Source organism: Kribbella sp. NPDC051718 (assembly GCF_040681515.1).
GTDB lineage: Bacteria > Actinomycetota > Actinomycetes > Propionibacteriales > Kribbellaceae > Kribbella.
In genome coordinates, this window is the sequence record NZ_JBFAYZ010000007.1 from 70,234 (window position 1) to 90,755 (window position 20,522).

A 20,522-nucleotide genomic window follows, 5' to 3' on the forward strand; every position below is an offset into this window, starting at 1 on the left:
TAGTCAGTCCTCTTCCAGCACAGCGAGACCGGGGAGCTCTTTGCCCTCCAGGTATTCCAGTGACGCGCCGCCACCGGTCGAGATGTGGCCGAACTGGTCGTCGGCGAAGCCCAGCTGCCGTACTGCGGCCGCCGAGTCACCACCACCGACCACACTCAGCCCATCCACCTCGGTCAACGCCTGCGCGACAGCCTTGGTTCCACCGGCGAACGCCTCCATCTCGAAGACACCCATCGGGCCGTTCCAGAACACCGTCTTGGCCGACGAGATCTCGGCGGCGAACGCCTTGCCGGACTCCGGGCCGATGTCCAGGCCGAGCTGGTCGGCCGGGATCGCGTCCGCGGCGACGACCGTGGCCGGTGAGTCGGCCTTGAACTCGGGCGCGACCACGATGTCGGTCGGCAGCACGATCTCGACGCCCTTGGCCTTCGCGGTCTCCAGGTAGCCCTTGACCGCGTCCAGCTGGTCTTCCTCGAGCAGGCTCTTGCCGACCTCGTGGCCCTGCGCCTTCAGGAAGGTGAAGACCATGCCACCGCCGATCAGCAGCTTGTCGGCCTTGGCCAGCAGGTTGTCGATCACGGCCAGCTTGTCCGACACCTTCGCGCCACCCAGTACGACGACGTACGGGCGGGCCGGGCTCTCGGTCAGCTTCTTCAGCACCTCGACCTCGGCCAGCACCAGGCCACCGGCGGCGTGCGGGAGCTTGCGGGCCACGTCGTACACGCTGGCCTGCTTGCGGTGCACGACGCCGAAGCCGTCGCTGACGAACACGTCGGCCAGGCCGGCCAGCTCCTCGGCCAGCGCGCCGCGCTCAGCCTCGTCCTTGCTCTCCTCGCGGGCGTCGTACCGGACGTTCTCGAGCAGCAGTACCTCGCCCTCGTCGAGCTCCTGGACGGCCTCCTGCGCGCTGTCGCCGGTGACGTCGGTGGCGAAGTGCACCTTGACGCCCTCGGGCTCCAGCAGCTCGCCGAGGCGCTTGGCGACGGGCGCCAGCGTGAACTCGGGGTTCGGCTTGCCCTTGGGGCGGCCGAGGTGGGCGGTCACGATCACCTTGGCGCCGGCCTTGGCCAGCTTCAGCAGCGTCGGCACGCTGGCCCGGATGCGGCCGTCGTCGCCGATCTGGTCACCCTTGATCGGCACGTTCAGGTCGGAGCGCACCAGCACCCGGCGCCCGGCGAGGTCGCCGAGATCTTCGATCGTCTTCACGTTCTTTGCTGTCCTGTCTGGAAACAGGCTTGCGCCCGAAGCGACACCAGGGTCACCTTCGGACGCAAGCTGTGGAAAGGAACGTCAGAGCGAGGCGCCGACGTAGGTGACCAGGTCGACGAGACGGTTGGAGTAGCCCCACTCGTTGTCGTACCAGCCGACGACCTTCACCTGGTTGCCGAGCACCTTGGTCAGGCCGGCGTCGAAGATGCAGGAAGCCGGGTCGGTGACGATGTCGCTCGACACGATCGGGTCCTCGGTGTACCGCAGGTAGCCCTTCAGCGCACCCTCGGCGGCGGCCTTGACGGCGGCGTTGACCTCTTCGACCGAGGTCTCGCGGCCGACGTTGACGGTCAGGTCGGTGGCGGAGCCGGTCGGGACCGGGACGCGCAGCGCGTAGCCGTCCAGCTTGCCCTTGAGCTCCGGCAGGACCAGGCCGATCGCCTTGGCGGCGCCGGTCGAGGTCGGCACCACGTTGATCGCCGCGGCGCGGGCGCGACGCAGGTCGGAGTGCGGGCCGTCCTGCAGGTTCTGGTCCTGGGTGTAGGCGTGGACCGTGGTCATCAGGCCCTGCTGGATGACGAACTCGTCGTGGATGGCCTTGGCCATCGGGGCGAGGCAGTTCGTCGTGCAGGACGCGTTCGAGATGACGGTGTGCTGGTCCGCGTCGTAGAGCTCGTGGTTGACGCCCATCACGATGGTCAGGTCCTCGTTCTTCGCCGGGGCGGAGATGATGACCTTCTTGGCGCCGTTGTCGGCGTGCGTCTTGGCCTTGGTGGCGTCGGTGAAGAAGCCGGTCGACTCGATCACGATGTCGGCGCCCACATCAGACCACTTCAGGTTCGCGGGGTCGCGCTCGGCGAACGCCTTGAAGCTGTGGTCGCCGACGCTGATGTCGGTGTCGGTGGCAGACACGTCACCGGGGAAACGGCCCAGGATCGAGTCGTACTTGAGCAGGTGGGCCAGGGTCTGGTTGTCGGTCAAGTCGTTGACGGCGACGACCTCGATGTCGGCACCGGACGCCTGCACGGCGCGGAAGAAGTTACGGCCGATCCGGCCGAAGCCGTTGATACCTACGCGTACGGTCACGGGACTACGTCTCCTCAAACTAGCTTTCGAGCACTGCCGCTACACCCGAAACACTAGCCCAACAGCCCACTTGACCCACTGGTACCGTCCACATATAACCACCGTGACCCACCGGTAGCTCTTCGAGCAGACCACTGAGAACAACTGATGGCCCCCGGGAGTTTCCCCGGAGGCCATCGGCAGGTAAGCGTTTGCGGGCGCCGGTCAGGCCGGGTCGAGCATGTCCGGGGTGAGGTTGGCTTCCGTGTTCGGGATGCCGAGGTCGGCGGCGCGCTTGTCGGCCATCGCCAGCAGGCGACGGATCCGGCCGGCGACCGCGTCCTTGGTGAGGGCCGGCTCGTGCAGCTGGCCTAGCTCCTCGAGGCTGGCCTGCTTGTGCTCGAGGCGCAGCTTGCCCGCCACCTGCAGGTGGTCCGGTACGTCGTCGCCGAGGATCTCCAGCGCCCGCTCGACCCGGGCACCGGCCGCGACAGCAGCCCGCGCCGAACGACGCAGGTTCGCGTCGTCGAAGTTGGCCAGCCGGTTCGCGGTGGCACGCACCTCGCGCCGCATCCGGCGCTCTTCCCAGGCCAGTACCGACTCGTGCGCACCGAGCCGCGTCAGCAGCGCGCCGATCGCGTCACCGTCGCGGATCACCACGCGATCCACATTGCGGACCTCACGCGCCTTCGACCCGATCCCGAGCCGCCGTGCAGCGCCGACGAGAGCCAGCGCGGCCTCCGGCCCAGGGCAGGTCACCTCGAGCGACGAGGACCGCCCCGGCTCGGTCAGCGACCCATGTGCCAGGAACGCACCCCGCCAAGCCGCCACGGCGTCACATGACGCCCCGGACACGACCGCCGGGGGAAGACCCCGCACCGGCCGCCCGCGGTTGTCCACGAGGCCGGTCTGCCGCGCCAACGCGTCACCGTCACGGACCACGCGGACGACGTACTTGGTCTGCTTCCTGATCCCCGACGGCGAGATCACCACCACGTCCGACGGGTGCCCGAAGATCTCCGCGATGTCCTTGCGCAATCGCCGCGCGGCCGCCCCGCTGTCGAGCTCCGCCTCCACCACGATCCGGCCGGACACGATGTGCAGACCGCCCGCGAACCGCAGCACGGAAGACACCTCGGCCTTGCGGCAACAGGGTTTGGTGACCTGGATACTGGTCAGCTCGGACTTCACCTGTGCTGTCATCGCCATGTAGTGAATCCTCCCACCGCTGTCAAAGACCCTCGCGTCACTTGTGGTCCAACTGTCAGAAGTGGCTGGTGTTACGCGTTGCGGCAACCTTTCGTGTCACTGACCTCGTTACCCTCCCGACGAGAGGAGCGGGATGCGGAGACAGGACGAAGCGGACTTCACCGAGTTCGCCGGCGCGGCCATCGGGCGGCTGCGGCGTACGGCGTACCTGATGTGCGGCGACTGGCACCGGGCCGAGGACGCCGCCCAGGACGCCCTGGTCCGGATCTACCGCCGCTGGGACAAACTCAACCGCCACAACGGCCTCATCACCTACGCCCACAAAGTCGTCGTCTCAGTCGTACTCGACCAGTCCAGACGCCCCTGGCGCCGCGAACACGCCACCGCCGACCCCAGCGAGCTCCCAGGCCCCGACGCCGCGACGACGGTCGACGACCGGCATCTCGTGATCGCTGCCCTGGAAGCCATCCCCGCCGGCCAACGTGCCTGCGTCGTACTACGCCACTACGCCGACCTCACCATCGAGGAGACGGCCCAGGTGCTGGGCATCTCGACCGGCACGGTCAAGAGCCAGACCTCCAAGGGCCTGCTCGCGCTCCGCGCACAACTCGGCGAAAGGACCTCGTCATGAGCAAGGACATCGAAGACCTGCTCGCTGCCGCCGCCGACGACGCCGACCAGCCGCTGCGGAACTCTGTCGACGACATCGTCCAGCGCGGCCGCCGCTCGGTCCGCCACCGCCGGCTCGCAGCCATCGCCACCGCCGGTCTCACCGCCGCCGTGGTCGTCACCGGGGTCGCGGTCTGGCAGGGCGATCGCCACGAAGGATTCGCGCCCGCCGAGTTCGGCAAGACCAAGCCGGCCCCACCGGTGAGCCCGCTGGCAGACGCCGAGATCATCAAGCGCTGCGGCCAGAACGACAAGGAATGGCTGGAGTCGATGACGGAACAGGGGGCGAACCAGGAGGACAAGGCCGGTCCGATCAACCGCAGGTGGACGGTCCCGCTCAAGATCGGCCAGGGCGACGTGTTTCTGGCCTTCCTTGTCTCGCCAGACCAGAAGGTGATCGGGACCTGCTACATGAAGGGCAAGACGATCAGTACGGGTGAATCGTCCTACGGCCGGGAGATGATGGCGGACCAAATGGATCACCCGGCGGCGCCGACCGGCCCGGGTGGTCCCAGTCGGGAGAACTGGACACGAGTCCCCCCGACGGTGACGCGGGTCGTCGCGGTACCGCCCAAGGGCGAGCCGTGGGAAGCGCGCGTCTCGAACGGCTTCTACGCCTGGGGGATCCCGAACCCGACCAGGCAGCAGCAGGTTCTCGTCAAGATCGTCGGCCTCGACGCCAACGGCAAGGTCGTCTTCCGGGAGCAGGCAGCCATCGCCCCCGGCTGAGCTACTCGAAGAGTTCGCGGTAGATCTTGGCGAGTTTGCCCGGGTCGTGGTGGAGGTGGCGGGCCTCGTCGGCGATGTCGGCGATCACGAGGTGGGCGCCCAGGGAGTCGGCGGTGCGGCGAAGTGACTCCGGGTCGGGGACGTGCCGCTCGTCGGCCAGGACTACGTCGATGCGGAGGTCTGGCGCGTGGGCGGCCAGTACCTCGAGATGGGTCTCCGGGGAGAAGCCGTCTGTCTCGCCTTTTTGCTCACCGAGGTTGAGGGTGAGGAGGCGGCGGGCGCTGGTCTCCTGGAGGCCGCGGGAGAGGGCGGGGACCAGCAGGTTGGGGATGACTGAGGTGAACCAGGAGCCAGGGCCGACGACTACCCAGTCGGCTTCGGCGATGGCTACCAGGGCTTCGGGGCAGGCAGGTGGGTCGGCTGGGTCGAGGGAGACGTCCACGACCTGGCCTTCGGTCGTGGCGACCTCGGCCTGGCCGCGGATCTCGGTGATCGCCTCGGGATGGGCGGGGTCCAGACCGATCACCCGGGCGGTGATGTCGAGCGGTACGGCGGACATCGGTAGTACGCGGCCTTGGGCGCCGAGTAGCCGGGCGACCCAGTCCAAGCCGTCGACGGCCTCGCCGAGCAGCTCCCACAACGCGACGATCAGCAGGTTGCCGACCGCGTGGTCGTGCAGCTCGCCGTCACTGCGGAAGCGGTGCTGCAACACATCGGCCCAGGTGCGGCCCCACTCGTCGTCGCGGCACAGCGCCGCCAGTGCCATCCGCAGATCGCCGGGCGGCAGTACGCCGAGCTCCTTGCGGAGCCGGCCCGACGAGCCGCCGTTGTCGGCGACCGTGACGACCGCGGTGAGCTGGTCGGTGACCTGACGCAGTGCGGACAGCGAGGCGGCGAGCCCGTGCCCGCCACCCAATGCGACTACCCGTGGAGCTCGCGTCACTCCCGCCCCAGATCCCGGTGCACTACCAACGTCGGTGAACCCTTCTCGCGCAGCCGTTTGCCGATCTCCTCGGCCATCGCGACACTCCGGTGCTTACCACCGGTGCAGCCGATCGCGACCGTGACGAATCGCTTGCCCTCGTTCAGATATCCGGTCCGCAGCGTGTCCAGCACGTCCACGTAGTTCTGCAGGAACTGCTGGGCCAGCGGATGACCGAGCACGAAGTCTGACACAGGCTTGTCCTGGCCCGTCATCGGGCGCAGGTCGGGCTGCCAGTACGGGTTCGGGATGAAGCGCATGTCGGCCACCACGTCGGCGTCGACCGGGATGCCGTACTTGAAGCCGAACGACACCACGGTGGCCCGCAGCTCGGCGTTGTCCTCGTCCCCGAAGGCGTTCACGATCTTCGCGGCCAGCTGGTGGATGTTCAGGTTCGAGGTGTCGATCACCATGTCGGCGCCGGCCCGGATGTCGCCGAGCAGCTCGCGCTCGCGCTGGATCCCGGTCAGCAGCCGGCCCTCACCCTGCAGCGGGTGCGGCCGCCGGACGCTCTCCTGCCGGCGCACGATCACGTCGTCGGAGGCCTCCAGGAACAGCGTCACCGGCCGGTAGCCCTTGGTCCGCAGGTCCTGGATCGCCGAGCCCAGCTCGTCGAAGAACATCCCGGTCCGGACGTCGACCACGATCGCCAGCCGCGGCGAGGCGCCGGTGCCGACGATCTGCTCGACGATGGTGGTCAGGAACATCGGTGGCAGGTTGTCGACCACGAACCAGCCGAGGTCCTCCAGTACGTCCGCGACCGAGCTCCGTCCCGCGCCGGACATCCCGGACACGATGATGAGATTGCCGCTCGACTCGTCCATCAGTTCTCAGTTCTCCCCGTTCGGATCCCCGTGGCGCAGGCCGGTGAGCTCCGGCCCGTCGTCGTCCAGTATCTCGCCCGTCGCGGTGTTGACCGACGGTGCACGAGAAGTGTCGGCCTTCGTTGCCGCGGAGTTCACTGCCAGTACGACGGACTCCGCCGTCCGGCGGCCGAAACCGGGCAGGTCGGCGACCTCGTCGACGGTGGCCTGGCGCAGCTTCTTCAGCGACCCGAAATGCTTGAGCAGCGTCTTCCGCCGTACCTCGCCCAGCCCGGTGACCTCGTCGAGCACGCTCTCGACCATCGACTTGGACCGGCGATTGCGGTGATGCGTGATCGCGAACCGGTGCGCCTCGTCCCGCAGTCGCTGCAAGAGATACAGGCCTTCGGACGTACGGGAGAAGATGACCGGGTCCTCGTCGTCCGGCAGCCAGACCTCCTCGAGCCGCTTGGCCAGGCCGCAGACCGGGATGTCACCGAGACCGAGCTCGTCCATCGCCTGCCGCGCGGCCGCGACCTGTGGCGGACCACCGTCGACGACGACCAGGCTCGGCGTGTAGGCGAACTTCTTCGCCCGGCCGGTGTCCGGATCGATCAGGTACGCCGTCGGGTCCTCACCTTCCGGGATCCCGGCCCGGTCCTCCAGCATCCGCTTGAACCGCCGGGTCAGCACCTCGGCGATCGAGGCGACGTCGTTCTGGCCGTCGACGCCCTTGATCACGAACCGGCGGTACTCGCTCTTGCGCGGCAGCCCGTCCTCGAAGACCACCATCGAGGCGACCACCTCGGTGCCCTGCAGGTTCGAGACGTCGTAGCACTCCATCCGCAGCGGGACCTCGGGCAGGTCGAGCGCGGCCTGGATCTCCTCCAGTGCGAGGTTGCGGGTGGTCAGATCGCTGGCCCGCTTGGTCTTGTGCATGGCCAGCGTCTGCTGCGCGTTGCGCTCGACCGTCGCCATCAGGTCCTTCTTGTCACCGCGTTGCGGCACCCGGATCGCGACCCGCGAGCCACGGAACTCGGACAGCCACTCGACCAGGACCTCCTCCCCCGCCGGCTCCGTCGGCACCAGGATCTCGCGCGGGATCGCGTCGGCGTTCTCCCCCGCGTACAGCTGCTGGATGAACCGCTCGACGAGGTCGGCGGTCGTCGCGTCACCGTCCGCCTTGTCCGCGATCCAGCCACGCTGACCACGGATCCGGCCACCGCGCACGTAGAAGATCTGTACTGCGACCTCCAACGGATCCTCCGACAGCGCGATCACGTCAGTGTCCGTACCGTCGCCGAGGACGACCGCGTTCTTCGCCAGCGCCTTGTCGAGAGCGCTCAGGTCGTCCCGGATCTTCGCGGCCCGCTCGTACTCCAGCTCGGCCGCTGCTGCCTTCATCTCCTTCTCCAGCCGGCGCACGTACGTCGCGGTCTGGCCGGACAGGAACGCGGAGAAGTCCTCGACGATCTTGCGGTGCTCCTCCTGGCTGACCTGGCCGGTGCAGGGCGCCGCGCACTTGCCGATGTAGCCGAGCAGGCAGGGCCGGCCGATCTGGCGGTGCCGGTTGAAGACGCCCTTGCTGCACGAGCGCATCGGGAACACCCGCAGCAGCAGGTCGACGGTCTCCCGGATCGCCCAGGCGTGGCTGTACGGACCGAAGTACCGGACGCCCTTCTTCTTCGGGCCGCGGCCGACCATCACCCGCGGGTACTCCTCGTTGAGGGTGATCGCGAGCCACGGGTACGACTTGTCGTCGCGGTACTTCACGTTGAAGCGCGGGTCGTACTCCTTGATCCAGGAGTACTCCAGTTGGAGCGACTCGACCTCGTTGGCCACCACGGTCCAGTCGACCTTCGCCGCGGACGTCACCATCGTCTGGGTCCGCGGGTGCAGGTTGACCACGTCCTGGAAGTACGACGACAGCCGGGAGCGCAGGTTCTTCGCCTTGCCGACGTAGATCACCCGCCCGCCGGCGTCGCTGAAGCGGTACACACCAGGCGAGTCGGGAATCGACCCCGGGGCGGGACGGTAGGAGGAGGGATCAGCCACCGACCCAGCCTAGTTCGCCCCGCCGACAGAACACGCCGCACCTTGCGATCGTCCGGCGGTCGTGTTGCGGGTTGTCCCCTAGCGCCCGTTTGATCCCGGCCTGGGATGGGCGCGGTCCGTAGCTTGTCACTCAGGGTTGACGTGCAGGATCCGTGCGTGAGGCAACCGGGCCCGCGCTGACTCGAGGGAGTTCCGCCCATGTCCCCAGTGACAACACCGCGCTGGTCTTCGCGTCGGCCGCGGCCTCGGCTGCGAGCCGCCGCCGGTACGACGGCGGCGATGGCGCTCGCCGTGGCCGGACTGCTCGTCACCGCGCCCAGCAGCCAGGCCGGCCTGATTCCCCTGGACGATCCCTCGTCTCCCCCGCCGACCGAGCAGACCCAGGCGACTCCGCCGACCGGCATGGTCCGTGGAGCCGCCAGTCCGACGGCCGTTCCGGGGAGCTACATCGTCGTGCTGTCCGGGGCACGCTCGGCCGCGGAGACCCGGGTGACCACGCAGAACCTCGCGACGTCCTACGACGCGAAGGTCCGCCGGCAGTTCAGCGCCTCGATCAAGGGCTTCTCGGCGAGCATGTCGCCGGAGCAGGCACAGAAGATGGCCGGCGACTCGCGGGTCGCGTTCGTCCAGCAGAACCAGCGGTTCGCCGCGAACCAGGACAACCCGCCGTGGGGTCTGGACCGTACGGACCAGCGGGACCTGCCGCTGGACCAGAAGTACGAGCCCTCGGCAACGGCCGACAACGTCAGCGTGTACGTGATCGACACCGGCATCTACGCCGCCCACAAGGACTTCGGCGGCCGCGCGGCGGTCGGCACCGACACCGTCGGCGACGGGCAGAACGGCGTCGACTGCATGGGTCACGGCAGCCACGTCTCCGGCACCATCGCCGGGACGAACTTCGGGCTGGCCAAGGGCGCGAAGGTCTACGGCGTCCGCGTGCTCGACTGCAACGGTTCCGGCACCACCGAGACCGTCGTCGCCGGGATCGAGTGGGTGACGGCGAACGCGAAGAAGCCCGCGGTCGCGAACATGAGCCTCGGCGGCAGCGCGGACGCCGCGCTGGACGCGGCCCTGAAGGCGTCGATCGACTCGGGTGTCGTCTATGCCGTTGCTGCGGGCAACGACTCCTCGGACGCGTGCAACAACTCACCGGCCGACGCACCCGCGGCGATCACGGTCGGCGCGACCGACGACAAGGACGCGAAGGCGACGTTCTCCAACTGGGGCAAGTGCGTCGACCTCTTCGCACCCGGCGTCGACATCGAGTCGGTCGGCATCACCTCACCCGACGCCACGGCCAAGATGAGCGGCACATCGATGGCGACCCCACACGTAGCCGGCGCCATCGCCCAGTACTTGAGCGCGCACCCCGACGCCAAACCCGCCGACGTCGCCACCGCCCTGCTCGGCGCAACCACCCCGGACAAGGTCGCCGACCCCGGCACCGGCTCCCCCAACAAACTCCTGTACGTCGGCAAGGTCGACCCAGCCACACCTTGACCCCTGCAAGCCCACATCTGGTGGGCTCGGACAGCTCCTGGTGGGCCCGGACAGCTCCTGGTGGCCTCGGACAGCTCCTGGTGGGCTTGAACACCTTCCGGTGGGCTTGAACAAGTTTTTACTTGTTCAAGGTCGCCGTTAGGTGTCCGAGCCCACCAGATGTGGGCTTGTCCCGTCAGGCGGGGCCGAGGATGTTGCCGCCGGAGACGGTGACCGCGATCGCCGCGAGTGGCGCCGGCGCGGGGCCGCCCTGGACGCTGCCGTCCTCGGCGCTGTACTTGCTGCCGTGGCACGGGCAGTTGATGGTGTTGTTCTCGACCGTGCGGACCAGGCAGCCCGCGTGCGTGCAGACCGCGGTGAACGCCTTGAACTCACCGGCCTTCGGCTGGGTCACCACGATCTTGTCGAACACCTTGCCCCCACCCACGGGGACATCACTCACCGGCCCGAGGACCGGTCCCCCGCCGCCGCTGGACGGCGTACCGGAGGAAGAAGGCGCCGAACTGGGCGCCGAGGTCGGTGCTGACGTGGGGCCGCCGCTGGACGGCGTACCGCCCGCGTCGTCGCTGCCACCGCACGCGGCGAGCAACGGCACGCTGACACCGGCGAGACCGGCCACCGCAGCGCCGCGGAGCACCGCCCGCCGGTCACGCAACGTGTCGATCGCCCGGGCGAGTTCTGCCGTTCTGTCGTCGCTCATGAATCTGGACCTCCAAGAGCCTGCTGGCAAAAGTAGTTGAACGCTTGCTTACTTGCTGTTGTAGCCGACGCCACCAAATCCCGGTGCCGATACCTTCGCTACACGGATCAGTCCGCCGGATGGTTCAACGGACCACCGGGCCTTTACCGAATACGCGCAGACCCCCGCCCCGGTGACCCGGGTGCGGGGGTTCTGAACGTACTAGTCCGGTCCCGACGCGTCAGCCGACGCGCTGAACTCCCAGCACCTTCTCAGGCGCTGGCGCCGCCATCTTCCCAGGCGCTTGGCGCACCATCCGAGGCGCTTGGCGCCGTCACCTGGCCAGGCGCTTGGCACCGCCCGCAGCTCAGGCGCGCTTGCGGGCCGCTACCTTCTTGGCCGGCGCTACCTTCTTCGTCGCCGTGCTCTTCACCGCCGTCGACTTAGCAGCGGTCTTCTTCGCCACAGCCTTCTTCACCGGCGCCTTGGTGGCCGCCTTCTTCGCTGCGGTGCTCTTGACGGCCGGTGCGGGTGCTGCCTGCTTCGCGCTCGGCTTGGCTGCGCGACCGTGCAGGATCTCGGCCAGGAACTCCCCGGTGTACGACGCCGGGTTGGCCGCGACCTCTTCCGGCGTACCCTCCGCGACCAGCGTGCCTCCACGACGGCCGCCATCAGGTCCGAGGTCGACGATCCAGTCGGCCGTCTTGATCACGTCGAGGTTGTGCTCGATCACCAGCACCGAGTTGCCCTTGTCCACCAGGCTGCCCAGCACGCCGAGCAGCTTGCGGATGTCCTCGAAGTGCAGACCCGTGGTCGGCTCGTCCAGCACGTAGACGGTCCGCCCGGTCGAACGCTTCTGCAGCTCGGACGCCAGCTTGACGCGCTGCGCCTCACCACCGGACAGCGTCGGCGCCGGCTGGCCGAGCCGGACGTACCCGAGACCGACCTCGTTCAACGTCGTCAGGTGCCGCGCGATCGCCGGGATCGCCGCGAAGAACTCCGCGGCCTCCTCGATCGGCATGTCCAGGATGTCGGCGACCGTCTTGCCCTTGTAGTGCACCTCGAGCGTCTCCCGGTTGTACCGGGCGCCGTGGCACACCTCGCACGGCACGTAGACGTCCGGCAGGAAGTTCATCTCGATCTTCAGCGTGCCGTCACCCGAGCAGGCCTCGCAGCGGCCGCCCTTGACGTTGAACGAGAACCGGCCCTGCTGGTACCCACGGACCTTCGCCTCCGGCGTCTCCGCGAACAGCTTGCGGACGTGGTCCCAGACCCCCGTGTACGTCGCCGGGTTGGACCGCGGCGTCCGTCCGATCGGCGACTGGTCGACGTGGATCACCTTGTCGACCAGCTCCAGCCCGGAGATCTTCGTGTGCCGGCCGGGGATCGTCTTGGCGCCGTAGATCTGCCGCGCGAGCGACGTGTAGAGGATGTCGTTGACCAGCGTCGACTTGCCCGAGCCGGACACGCCGGTGACCGCGACGAAGACCCCGAGCGGGATCGCCACGTCGATGTCCTTGAGGTTGTGCTCGCGCGCGCCGAACACCTTCAGCTCGCGACCCTCGGTCAACGGCCGGCGGACGGCCGGGATCGGGATCTCGCGACGGCCGGAGATGTACGCGCCGGTGATCGAGTCCGGGTGGTTGCGCAGATCCTCGACCGTGCCGGACACGACGACCTGGCCGCCGTGCTCACCGGCGCCCGGGCCGATGTCGACCACCCAGTCAGCGTGGTCGATGGTGTCCTCGTCGTGCTCGACGACGATCAGCGTGTTGCCCAGGTTCTTCAGCCGGACCAGGGTCTCGATCAGCCGCCGGTTGTCGCGTTGGTGCAGACCGATCGACGGCTCGTCGAGCACGTACAGCACGCCGACCAGGCCGGAGCCGATCTGGGTCGCGAGCCGGATCCGCTGCGCCTCTCCACCGGACAGCGAGCCGGCCGGCCGGTTCAGCGCCAGGTAGTCCAGGCCGACGTCGAGCAGGAACTGCAGCCGCTCGCCGATCTCCTTCACCACCCGCTCGGCGATCTGCATCTCGCGCGGCGACAGCACCATGCCGGCCAGGAAGTCGTGCACCTCGTCGATCGACATCGCGCCGATCTCGGCGATGTTCTTGCCGCCCATGGTGACCGCGAGCGAGATCGGCTTCAGCCGGGCGCCGTTGCAGGCCAGGCAGGGCACCTCGCGCATGTAGCCCTCGAACCGGTCCCGGCTGGTGTCGCTGGACGCCTCCGCGTGCCGGCGCTCGACGTACGGAATCACACCTTCGAAGGTCGTGTTGTACGACCTCTCGCGGCCGTAGCGGTTCTTGTACGAGACGTGGACCTGGGTCTCGTGGCCGGTCAGCAGCGACTTCTTCGCCTTGGCGGGCAGCTCGGCGAACGGAGTACTGGTCTTGATGCCGAGGTCTTTGGCCAGGGCGCTCAGCAGGCGCTCGAAGTACTGCGTGACGTTGGCGCCGGCCCATGGCTGGATCGCGCCCTCGTCGAGCGACTTCGACGGGTCCGGGACCAGCAGCTCGGGGTCGACCTCCATCCGGGTGCCGAGTCCGGAGCAGACCGGGCAGGCGCCGTACGGGGAGTTGAAGGAGAACGAGCGGGGCTCGAGCTCGTCGATCGCGAGCGGGTGATCGTTCGGACAGGCGAGCTTCTCGGAGAAGCGGCGCTCGCGGCCCGGGTCCTTCTCCGGCAGGTCGACGAAGTCGAGCGTGACGATGCCGCCGGACAGCCCGAGCGCGGTCTCCACCGAGTCGGTCAGCCGCTGCTTCGCGGTGCCCTTGACCGCGAGCCGGTCGACGACGACGTCGATGGTGTGCTTCTTCTGCTTGTCCAGCTTCGGCGGCTCGGTCAGCTGGATCGTCTCGCCGTCCACCCGGGCCCGGGAGAAGCCCTGGCCGGTGAGCTGGCGGAAGAGGTCGAGGTACTCACCCTTGCGGCCGCGGATCACCGGCGCGAGCACCTGGAACCGGGTGCCCTCGTCCAGCTCCAGCACCCGGTCGACGATCTGCTGCGGGGTCTGCTTGGCGATCGGCTCGCCACACTCGGGGCAGTGCGGGCGGCCGGCCCGGGCGAACAGCAGCCGGAGGTAGTCGTACACCTCGGTGATCGTGCCGACGGTCGACCGCGGGTTCTTCGAGGTCGACTTCTGGTCGATCGAGACGGCCGGTGACAGGCCCTCGATGAAGTCGACGTCGGGTTTGTCCATCTGGCCGAGGAACTGCCGCGCATAGGCGGACAGCGACTCGACGTAGCGCCGCTGGCCCTCGGCGAAGATCGTGTCGAAGGCCAGGCTGGACTTGCCGGACCCGGACAGCCCGGTGAAGACGATCATGGCGTCGCGCGGCAGGTCGAGCGAGACGTCCTTCAGGTTGTGCTCACGCGCTCCGCGCACGATCAGACGGTCAGACACAAGCTCTACTCTCAGCCGTTCTCGAGGGATTTCCAGGGGCGTCCGTGATGCTAACCGGGCCCACCGACAAAAACTTCCGCGCCGGTTCCGCAGGCGCTTTCGAAAGCATATTCGATAGAGTCCCCACATGGTCGCACCGGAGCCAACGAGCCGCCTGATCGCCGAGTTACCGTCCGCGAGCCGGCGCCTGCTCGACACCGTTACCCAACTACCGGACGAGGCAGTACTGCGTCCGTCGTTGCTGCCCGGCTGGACCATCGGGCATGTGCTGAGCCACGTCGCCCGCAATGCCGACGCGCTCGTGAACTTGTGCGACTGGGCCCGTACCGGCGTCCGTAAACCAATGTACGTGTCGGTGGAAGCGCGCGAGGCCGACATCGCGGACGGAGCCGGCCGGCCGGTGCCGGAGCAGGCACAGGACATCGCCGACACCCAGGCGCGGCTGCTGGAGCGCTTCGAGGACCTCCCGGCGGCGGCGTGGGAGGCAGAGGTGACCTGGCCGAGTGGTGCGGTCCGTGCCGCGACTCAGGTGGTCACGGCGCGGCTGTGCGAGTTGGAGGTGCACCACGTCGACCTGGGGCTCGGGTACACGTTCGACGACGTACCGGTCTCGTCTCGCGACATCCTGCTCAGCTACACGACCAGTAGGTGGCCTGGTGAGTTTGCTGTGGCGTTACGGAGTACGGACTCCCCCTGGGTGTCGCCTGCGCACCCGGCCGATGCAAGGATCCTCACTGGTGGCAGCGCCGCTCTGCTGAGCTGGGTGCTCGGCCGGAGCGACGGTAGTGAGCTGGGTGGCGACGTGCCGCAGGCACCGCCCTGGGGATGAACCGAGGAGAGCGCATGACGGAGTATCACGGCAACGTCCACGTCGGCGGGCCGGCGCAGACGCACGAGCTGGCCAAGCTGATGATCACCAAGGTCGCCGTGGGTCCGGGCAACAACAACGCCTATCTGTTGCGCAGCCGGCTCACCGACGAGCAGGTGCTGATCGACGCCGCCGACGAGGCCGAGACGCTGCTCAAGGTGATCGGTGAGGGCGGTATCAGCCGCGTCATCACCACCCACCAGCACGGCGACCACTGGCAGGCACTGGCCGAGGTAGTCGCCCGTACCAGCGCTGTCACCGTCGCCGGCCGCGACGACGCCGAAGGCATCCCGGTACCGACCGACGAGCCCGTCACCGACGGCGACCGCATCCACTTCGGCGAACTCACGCTCGAGGTGATCACCCTGGTCGGCCACACCCCCGGCTCGATCGCCCTCCTCTACGACGACCCGACCGGCCCACCCCACCTGTTTACCGGCGACTCCCTCTTCCCCGGCGGCGTAGGGAACACCAGAGGCGTCAAGGAGAACTTCGACTCGTTGTTGCACGACGTAGAAACCAAACTCTTCGCCCGCCTCCCCGACGAAACCTGGGTCTACCCCGGCCACGGCGCCGACACCACCCTCGGCACCGAACGCCCCCACCTCAACGAATGGCGCGAACGCGGCTGGTAGGTCACCGTGCCCCCGACTCAGCAGGACGTCGCTGCCTTGACCCGTTGGTGGGTCGATCTCCAGCCCGAGATCCTGCCGGCCACGCGTGGGCTCTGGTTCGGGATCACGAACCTGTCGGGTGGTGACGGCTACCGATCGCTTTACGTGGCCGGCTGCCCGACGTTCGATCCCGATGACGCGGACGGCGAATGGGCCACCGACTACTGCTGGTGGCCGACCGCTCGCTACGTCGCTCTCGCTGACTTCGCCATGCTGCCGGATCAGCCGCATGCGAACGTCCTCACCTACGGAGCCGACCTCGTGCGCACCCTCGACGTCACAGCACTGCCCGGCATCGAAGGAGCAGCCATCGCCTTCGACGACGGCGACCTCGTACTCCTCTAGCAGTAGCCGGCCAGGAACGCCTGCATCGGTTCGGTCGGTAGGTAGAAGGCCCAGGCGCCGTTCGAGAGCTCGCCGGCTGCGAAGAACAGTGCTGGTTCGTGGCCGGCGAGCTTGTAGACGGGCAGGTCGTGGTGTTGGCGGGGATACGACGGGTGCGCGACGGTGACGTTGCCTACCGCCACCGGCACCCAGTCGGCGCTCCATGGGTTCGTGCCTGCCAGTTCTAGCGGGTCGCCTTCTCCGACGATCGCTACGAACGTCCAGCCGCTGGTGAGGTCCACGAGGGTGAGTGTTCCCCAGCGGGTCACGCAGTCCGCTCAGAGGGTGACGTCCGGTACTTCGAAGGTCTGGATGGTGTTCGCTTCGAAGTACGACCAGAAGCGGGTGCCGTGCATGGTGGTGTCTTGGTGGAATTGGTAGCGGTCCGAGCCGCCGGTGATGGTGGACCAGCGCGGGATGGCGGCGCCGTCGGTGGAGGGCTTGGTGAATTTGGAGAGGTCGAAGTCGAGGTACTGGGCGGTGCCGTAGTTGGTGGCGACGATGATCAGTCTGCGGGTGGTGGGGTCGTACGCCGCGATGGTGTTGCCGTTGCCGCCGTCGATGATGCGCATGCCGGGGCGGATGTGGCGGGCGTACTGGGCCAGGACGTAGTACTTCGGGTTGACTCCCCCAGTGACGCCGCCGCCGAGGTCCTGGATGAGACCCCAGCCGCCGCCGTCGACCACTTGCCAGTACACCCAGGCGGACGGGTGCAGCCAGCGGAAGTCGAGGTTGAGGTTGCTGGCCAGGCTCATCCCGGTGGCGTCGCTCTCGCCGTACTCCGAGTTCCACACCTTGCGGCCGGCGGCCTTCGCAGCGGAGTACAGGAGGTCCCGGCGGCCACCGCCTTGCTGGTAGCCGTGCACGTTGATGCGGCCGACGTTGCCGCGCGTCGTGCTGTCGAAGCTGTTCCAGGTGGACAGGGCCGAGTCGTAGCCCCAGGAGTCGGACGCGGCGATCGGCATCCAGCCCAGGTCGCGTGAGTTGAGTTCTGCGCGCAGATAGTTGATCACTGGGCGCTGGGTGGCCGGTTCGAAGTGGCAGCCCTCCTGAGAGCCGTCGGCCTTCCACCAGTTGCCGTCGGGCTCGTTGAACGGCTCCACCGAGGTGAAGTCGACACCCCAGTGGTCGTGGGCGTAGCGGGCGACGGTGGCGAGGTAGACGGCGTGCTGCTGGTGGTTCCAGGTCTGCAGGTTGTCGCCGCCGTTGGCCGCGCCGGAGGGGTTGTGGTTCTGGCACATCCACCACATCGGCGAGTTGGAGAACAGCTCGATCCGGTTGACGCCGCGGTCGCGCGCCTTCCACATCAGGTTGCGCTGGGCGCTGTCGGCGTACCAGTTCCAGCTCGCCGACGACGGGTCCGCGCTGAACCAGTCGAGCCAGTAGCCGTCGATCTGCCGCGGGTCGCCGATGTTGGGCGACCGGACCATCGACTCACCGTTGATCGGCTTCGTCGAGCAGGCGCCGGCGTTGTACCGGGCGATGTTCAGGCCGAGTCCCGGGAGGGTCGTGCCCTGGTACTGGACGTTGCCGCGGGTGAAGAACACGTCAGCCAAGTCGTCGCGATTGCCGTGCGCCTTGCCCCACCAGCACAACGACGTTCCCCAGCCCTCCCACGCTCCCCAGTCGACCCGCGGATCGATGACGCTGGCTGCCGCCGCGGCCGGTGTCGTCTGAGCGAGTACCGCCGCCCCCAACGGAGCGGCAACGATCGAGCCCAGCAGAGTACGACGACGCATGGCAGCCTCCAGGGGACGGTCCGGTAGCTAACTCCCCGCGACCCTACCCCCACCAAAAGTAGTTGCCCACCTCCGCAACAGGCGCCGATCGCCTGCTGCCTAGGCTCTGCGTTCATGAACGGATTCGCGCCCTACGACCCAGACTCGTCCCGCCGGCCGGCGGAGAGCGCGCTCTCGGTACGACCAGCTGTCGCCACAGATCTCGCAGCCTGTGCCGAGCTCATCGTCACCAGGACCGGCGGGCCGGGCGAGGCTCGCAGGGAGATGTTGCTCGACGATCTCGAGCGAGCTGACCGATACGTTGCGGTCGCCTGCGCGGGTTCCGAGGTGGTTGGCTACGGCGGTGTGTTTCGGCACGAGTTCGTACCTGAGCATCCGGCGGCGCCGACCGGGCACTACCTGGTCGGTCTGATCGTCGCGCCGGCCTGGCGGCGGTACGGGATCGGGGAGCTGCTGACTCTCGAGCGGATGCGATGGACGGCCGAACGCGCCGAGGAGATCTACTGCTTCGCGAATATCGCCAACGGGGCAACCCTCGACCTCCACGAGAGGTTGGGGTTCAGCGAGGTGACCCGTGACTTCACCTTCCCCAAAGCGCCGATGGCGCCTGGGGCCGGTGTGCTGCTCAAGGCCTTGCTCAGTCGGTGAGTTCGGCGGGTTCGGCGACGACGTCGACCAAGGCGCCGTTGCGGACCGCGGTGATCTCGGTACGCCGGCCGATCGCGTCGGCGAAGAGTTGGCGTTGGAGGGATTGGGCGTCTCGGAGCGGCGTGCCGTCTACGGCTAGGACCAGGTCGCCTTGACGCAACCCGGCGTCGGCGGCCGGGCTGCCGGAGATGACCTCGACGACCCGCAACGCGTTCCGCTGGCCGAAGCGCTCGGCTAGCTGTGGGCGGAGCGGGGCTGGGGTGGTGACCAAGCCGAGGTACGCCCGGCGCACCCGGCCGTCGTGGAGCAACGAGTAGATGATCCGGCGGGTGGTCGGGTTCATCGGTACAGCCAGGCCGAGACCGATGCCGGCAACCGCGGTGTTGATGCCGATCACCCGACCGTTGCCGTCGGCAAGCGCTCCCCCGGAGTTGCCCGGATTGAGGGCCGCGTCCGTCTGGATCACGTCCTCGATGATCCGGCTCGCCGTCCCGGACCGTACCGGCAGCGATCTCCCCAGTGCACTCACCACCCCGGCCGTCACGCTGCCTGCCAGCCCGAGTGGATTGCCCACGGCAACCACCAGATTGCCGACCTTCACCTTGTCGGCGTCACCGTACTCCGGTGGATCGGGAATCTCGCGGTCGGCCCGCAACACGGCCAGATCGGACAACCGATCCACCCCGATCACCCGCGCCTGCGCCGCCGTACCATCCGCGAACTCCGCCGTCGCGCTACTCCCGTCACCGACCACATGCGCATTGGTCAGCAGATGCCCGTCCCCCGTCAACACCACCGCCGACCCGGACGACTCCCCCCGCCGCCCCTTCACCCGCAAACTGGCCACCCGCGGAATCAGCAACTCCGCCACTCCCGACACCACCCGCGAGTACGCATCCAGCACGTCGTCATCCATCATCTCGCACCTCCTGATTACATCATTACCCAGCAATCAAGCCGGAGGCATCACCCACTCGATAAGGCAGGTAGGTATCGACATAAATCCCGGTCCGCCCAGCGAGCACGGAACTCGGGATCACGTAGATGCTGCCGTCGCCGAGCACGATGAAGAACAGGTCGAGGGAGTCCGGGTCGTAGGGCATCTTCCCGGCCGACTTGTCGAGCGCGTACGGCCGCCGTCCGACCCCGACACTCCACCGCCCCTTGCCGTTCGGCCGGACCGACGTCTTGATCTGGACCCGCTGCACCCCGTCCGCAGTGGTCACCAAGAGGTCATACAGCTGAGGCTCCACCGGCAGCGCGACCGCGCAACCACGCATCGCGAACCACGCCATGGCAATGCCGGGCGCCGCGGCACTGAGCATCTCGGGCTGCACCGGCAGATCGAACACCTCACCCGTCATCGACGGCCGATGCGGCGTCTTCAAATGGCTGCAGTCCAGTTCGAGCCGGACAGCGTGCCCCTTGATCCGGACCCGGTCCTGACCGCTGTCGGAGATTCCGAGGCTGACGAAGACCTCGCTCCAGCAGGTCGATCCCTGCAACGCTTGCCGGAGCTGACCGTCGGTCCACCGGGGCTGCCCGGTGAAGTGTGCGCTGTCCAGGTCGAGTCTGAGGGCGTGGCGTTTGATTGTGCGGATCACACCCGCGGACGTGTCCTTCAGGCCGAGAGCGCGGGCTACCGCGCGCCACGAGGTGTTGTCCTCAACTGCCTTGCGCAGTTGAGGGTCGGTCCAGCTTCGCTTGTCCCCGATGGTGTTCATGGGGAGACAGTAAAGAGGGGCACCGACGGGATCGGTGCCCCTCTTTTCGGTCGGGCTGACAGGATTTGAACCTGCGACCCTCTGGCCCCCAGCCAGATGCGCTACCAAACTGCGCTACAGCCCGAATTCGCTTGCCCAACAGGAGCAAGCGGGTAAACCTTACCCCATTCCCAGGC

General features: G+C 68.0%; 19 protein-coding genes and 1 tRNA gene. 7 read left to right on the forward strand and 13 right to left on the reverse strand.

Going from position 1 to position 20,522, the window contains the following annotated elements:
* Positions 1-3 precede the first annotated feature (3 nt).
* The 3 genes from AB0M15_RS25705 to whiA all read right to left on the reverse strand — a co-directional run bounded on the left by AB0M15_RS25705 (position 4) and on the right by whiA (position 3,483).
* The gene (locus AB0M15_RS25705) at positions 4-1,206 is read right to left on the reverse strand and encodes a phosphoglycerate kinase (RefSeq protein WP_363823957.1); all 1,203 of its coding nucleotides are present in this window, start codon (positions 1,204-1,206) and stop codon (positions 4-6) included.
* Between the two features lie 84 nt (positions 1,207-1,290).
* The gene (gene gap, locus AB0M15_RS25710) at positions 1,291-2,295 is read right to left on the reverse strand and encodes a type I glyceraldehyde-3-phosphate dehydrogenase (protein ID WP_343972409.1); all 1,005 of its coding nucleotides are present in this window, start codon (positions 2,293-2,295) and stop codon (positions 1,291-1,293) included.
* A 204-nt stretch (positions 2,296-2,499) separates the two neighbouring features.
* Entirely contained in the window at positions 2,500-3,483 is a 984-nt protein-coding gene (whiA, locus tag AB0M15_RS25715; protein ID WP_020384835.1) for a DNA-binding protein WhiA, read from the reverse strand.
* A gap of 133 nt (positions 3,484-3,616) precedes the next feature.
* On the opposite strand from whiA, the gene AB0M15_RS25720 reads away from it, so the two are divergent.
* Complete coding sequence (locus AB0M15_RS25720; protein WP_363823960.1) at positions 3,617-4,114, forward strand: SigE family RNA polymerase sigma factor; 498 nt, start codon at positions 3,617-3,619, stop codon at positions 4,112-4,114.
* A complete protein-coding gene (locus AB0M15_RS25725) occupies positions 4,111-4,881 on the forward strand; it encodes a hypothetical protein (protein WP_363823961.1) in 771 nt (256 codons plus the stop codon). Before AB0M15_RS25720 ends, AB0M15_RS25725 begins: the two co-directional genes overlap by 4 nt.
* A gap of 1 nt (position 4,882) precedes the next feature.
* Here AB0M15_RS25725 and yvcK read toward each other — a convergent pair whose 3' ends face one another.
* Genes yvcK through uvrC form a run of 3 tightly spaced genes read right to left on the reverse strand, consistent with a single transcriptional unit; the run spans position 4,883 to position 8,721 of the window.
* Positions 4,883-5,824, reverse strand: coding sequence for a uridine diphosphate-N-acetylglucosamine-binding protein YvcK (yvcK, locus tag AB0M15_RS25730; protein ID WP_363823963.1), 942 nt, complete (start codon positions 5,822-5,824; stop codon positions 4,883-4,885).
* Positions 5,821-6,687, reverse strand: a complete 867-nt coding sequence (gene rapZ, locus AB0M15_RS25735; RefSeq protein WP_343972427.1) for an RNase adapter RapZ — start codon at positions 6,685-6,687, stop codon at positions 5,821-5,823. Before rapZ ends, yvcK begins: the two co-directional genes overlap by 4 nt.
* 6 nt (positions 6,688-6,693) lie before the next feature.
* On the reverse strand, positions 6,694-8,721 hold the full coding sequence (uvrC, locus tag AB0M15_RS25740; protein WP_363823966.1) for an excinuclease ABC subunit UvrC: 2,028 nt from the start codon (positions 8,719-8,721) through the stop codon (positions 6,694-6,696).
* Positions 8,722-8,919: 198 nt separating this feature from the next.
* Between uvrC and AB0M15_RS25745 the strand changes: the two genes are divergently transcribed.
* A complete protein-coding gene (locus AB0M15_RS25745; RefSeq protein WP_363823968.1) occupies positions 8,920-10,224 on the forward strand; it encodes a S8 family serine peptidase in 1,305 nt (434 codons plus the stop codon).
* A 175-nt stretch (positions 10,225-10,399) separates the two neighbouring features.
* On the opposite strand, the gene AB0M15_RS25750 is transcribed toward AB0M15_RS25745, so the two are convergent.
* Complete coding sequence (locus tag AB0M15_RS25750) at positions 10,400-10,924, reverse strand: Rieske (2Fe-2S) protein (protein WP_363823969.1); 525 nt, start codon at positions 10,922-10,924, stop codon at positions 10,400-10,402.
* 346 nt (positions 10,925-11,270) lie between these two features.
* Entirely contained in the window at positions 11,271-14,309 is a 3,039-nt protein-coding gene (gene uvrA / locus AB0M15_RS25755) for an excinuclease ABC subunit UvrA (RefSeq protein ID WP_363823971.1), read from the reverse strand.
* A gap of 127 nt (positions 14,310-14,436) precedes the next feature.
* Here uvrA and AB0M15_RS25760 point away from each other — a divergent pair, with 127 nt between their 5' ends.
* From AB0M15_RS25760 to AB0M15_RS25770, 3 genes are read left to right on the forward strand one after another with little or no spacing between them, the layout of a single operon-like run.
* Entirely contained in the window at positions 14,437-15,138 is a 702-nt protein-coding gene (locus AB0M15_RS25760) for a maleylpyruvate isomerase family mycothiol-dependent enzyme (RefSeq protein ID WP_363823973.1), read from the forward strand.
* A gap of 14 nt (positions 15,139-15,152) precedes the next feature.
* Positions 15,153-15,812 carry an MBL fold metallo-hydrolase gene (locus AB0M15_RS25765; RefSeq protein ID WP_363823975.1) on the forward strand — a complete coding sequence of 220 codons (660 nt, stop codon included), beginning with the start codon at positions 15,153-15,155 and terminating at the stop codon, positions 15,810-15,812.
* 6 nt (positions 15,813-15,818) lie between these two features.
* On the forward strand, positions 15,819-16,196 hold the full coding sequence (locus AB0M15_RS25770; protein ID WP_363823976.1) for a hypothetical protein: 378 nt from the start codon (positions 15,819-15,821) through the stop codon (positions 16,194-16,196).
* Here the strand turns inward: AB0M15_RS25770 and AB0M15_RS25775 are convergent.
* Both AB0M15_RS25775 and AB0M15_RS25780 read right to left on the reverse strand, forming a co-directional pair.
* Complete coding sequence (locus tag AB0M15_RS25775) at positions 16,193-16,477, reverse strand: hypothetical protein (protein ID WP_363823978.1); 285 nt, start codon at positions 16,475-16,477, stop codon at positions 16,193-16,195. The genes AB0M15_RS25770 and AB0M15_RS25775 overlap by 4 nt on opposite strands.
* A gap of 36 nt (positions 16,478-16,513) precedes the next feature.
* The gene (locus tag AB0M15_RS25780) at positions 16,514-17,974 is read right to left on the reverse strand and encodes a glycoside hydrolase (protein ID WP_363823980.1); all 1,461 of its coding nucleotides are present in this window, start codon (positions 17,972-17,974) and stop codon (positions 16,514-16,516) included.
* Between the two features lie 114 nt (positions 17,975-18,088).
* Here AB0M15_RS25780 and AB0M15_RS25785 point away from each other — a divergent pair, with 114 nt between their 5' ends.
* The gene (locus tag AB0M15_RS25785) at positions 18,089-18,622 is read left to right on the forward strand and encodes a GNAT family N-acetyltransferase (protein ID WP_363823983.1); all 534 of its coding nucleotides are present in this window, start codon (positions 18,089-18,091) and stop codon (positions 18,620-18,622) included.
* On the opposite strand, the gene AB0M15_RS25790 is transcribed toward AB0M15_RS25785, so the two are convergent.
* The 3 genes from AB0M15_RS25790 to AB0M15_RS25800 all read right to left on the reverse strand — a co-directional run bounded on the left by AB0M15_RS25790 (position 18,612) and on the right by AB0M15_RS25800 (position 20,470).
* On the reverse strand, positions 18,612-19,541 hold the full coding sequence (locus AB0M15_RS25790; RefSeq protein WP_363823985.1) for a trypsin-like peptidase domain-containing protein: 930 nt from the start codon (positions 19,539-19,541) through the stop codon (positions 18,612-18,614). The two genes, AB0M15_RS25785 and AB0M15_RS25790, sit on opposite strands and share 11 nt — an antisense overlap.
* A 22-nt stretch (positions 19,542-19,563) precedes the next feature.
* Entirely contained in the window at positions 19,564-20,346 is a 783-nt protein-coding gene (locus AB0M15_RS25795) for a hypothetical protein (RefSeq protein WP_363823987.1), read from the reverse strand.
* A gap of 50 nt (positions 20,347-20,396) precedes the next feature.
* A tRNA-Pro gene (locus AB0M15_RS25800) sits at positions 20,397-20,470 on the reverse strand.
* Positions 20,471-20,522: the final 52 nt, after the last annotated feature.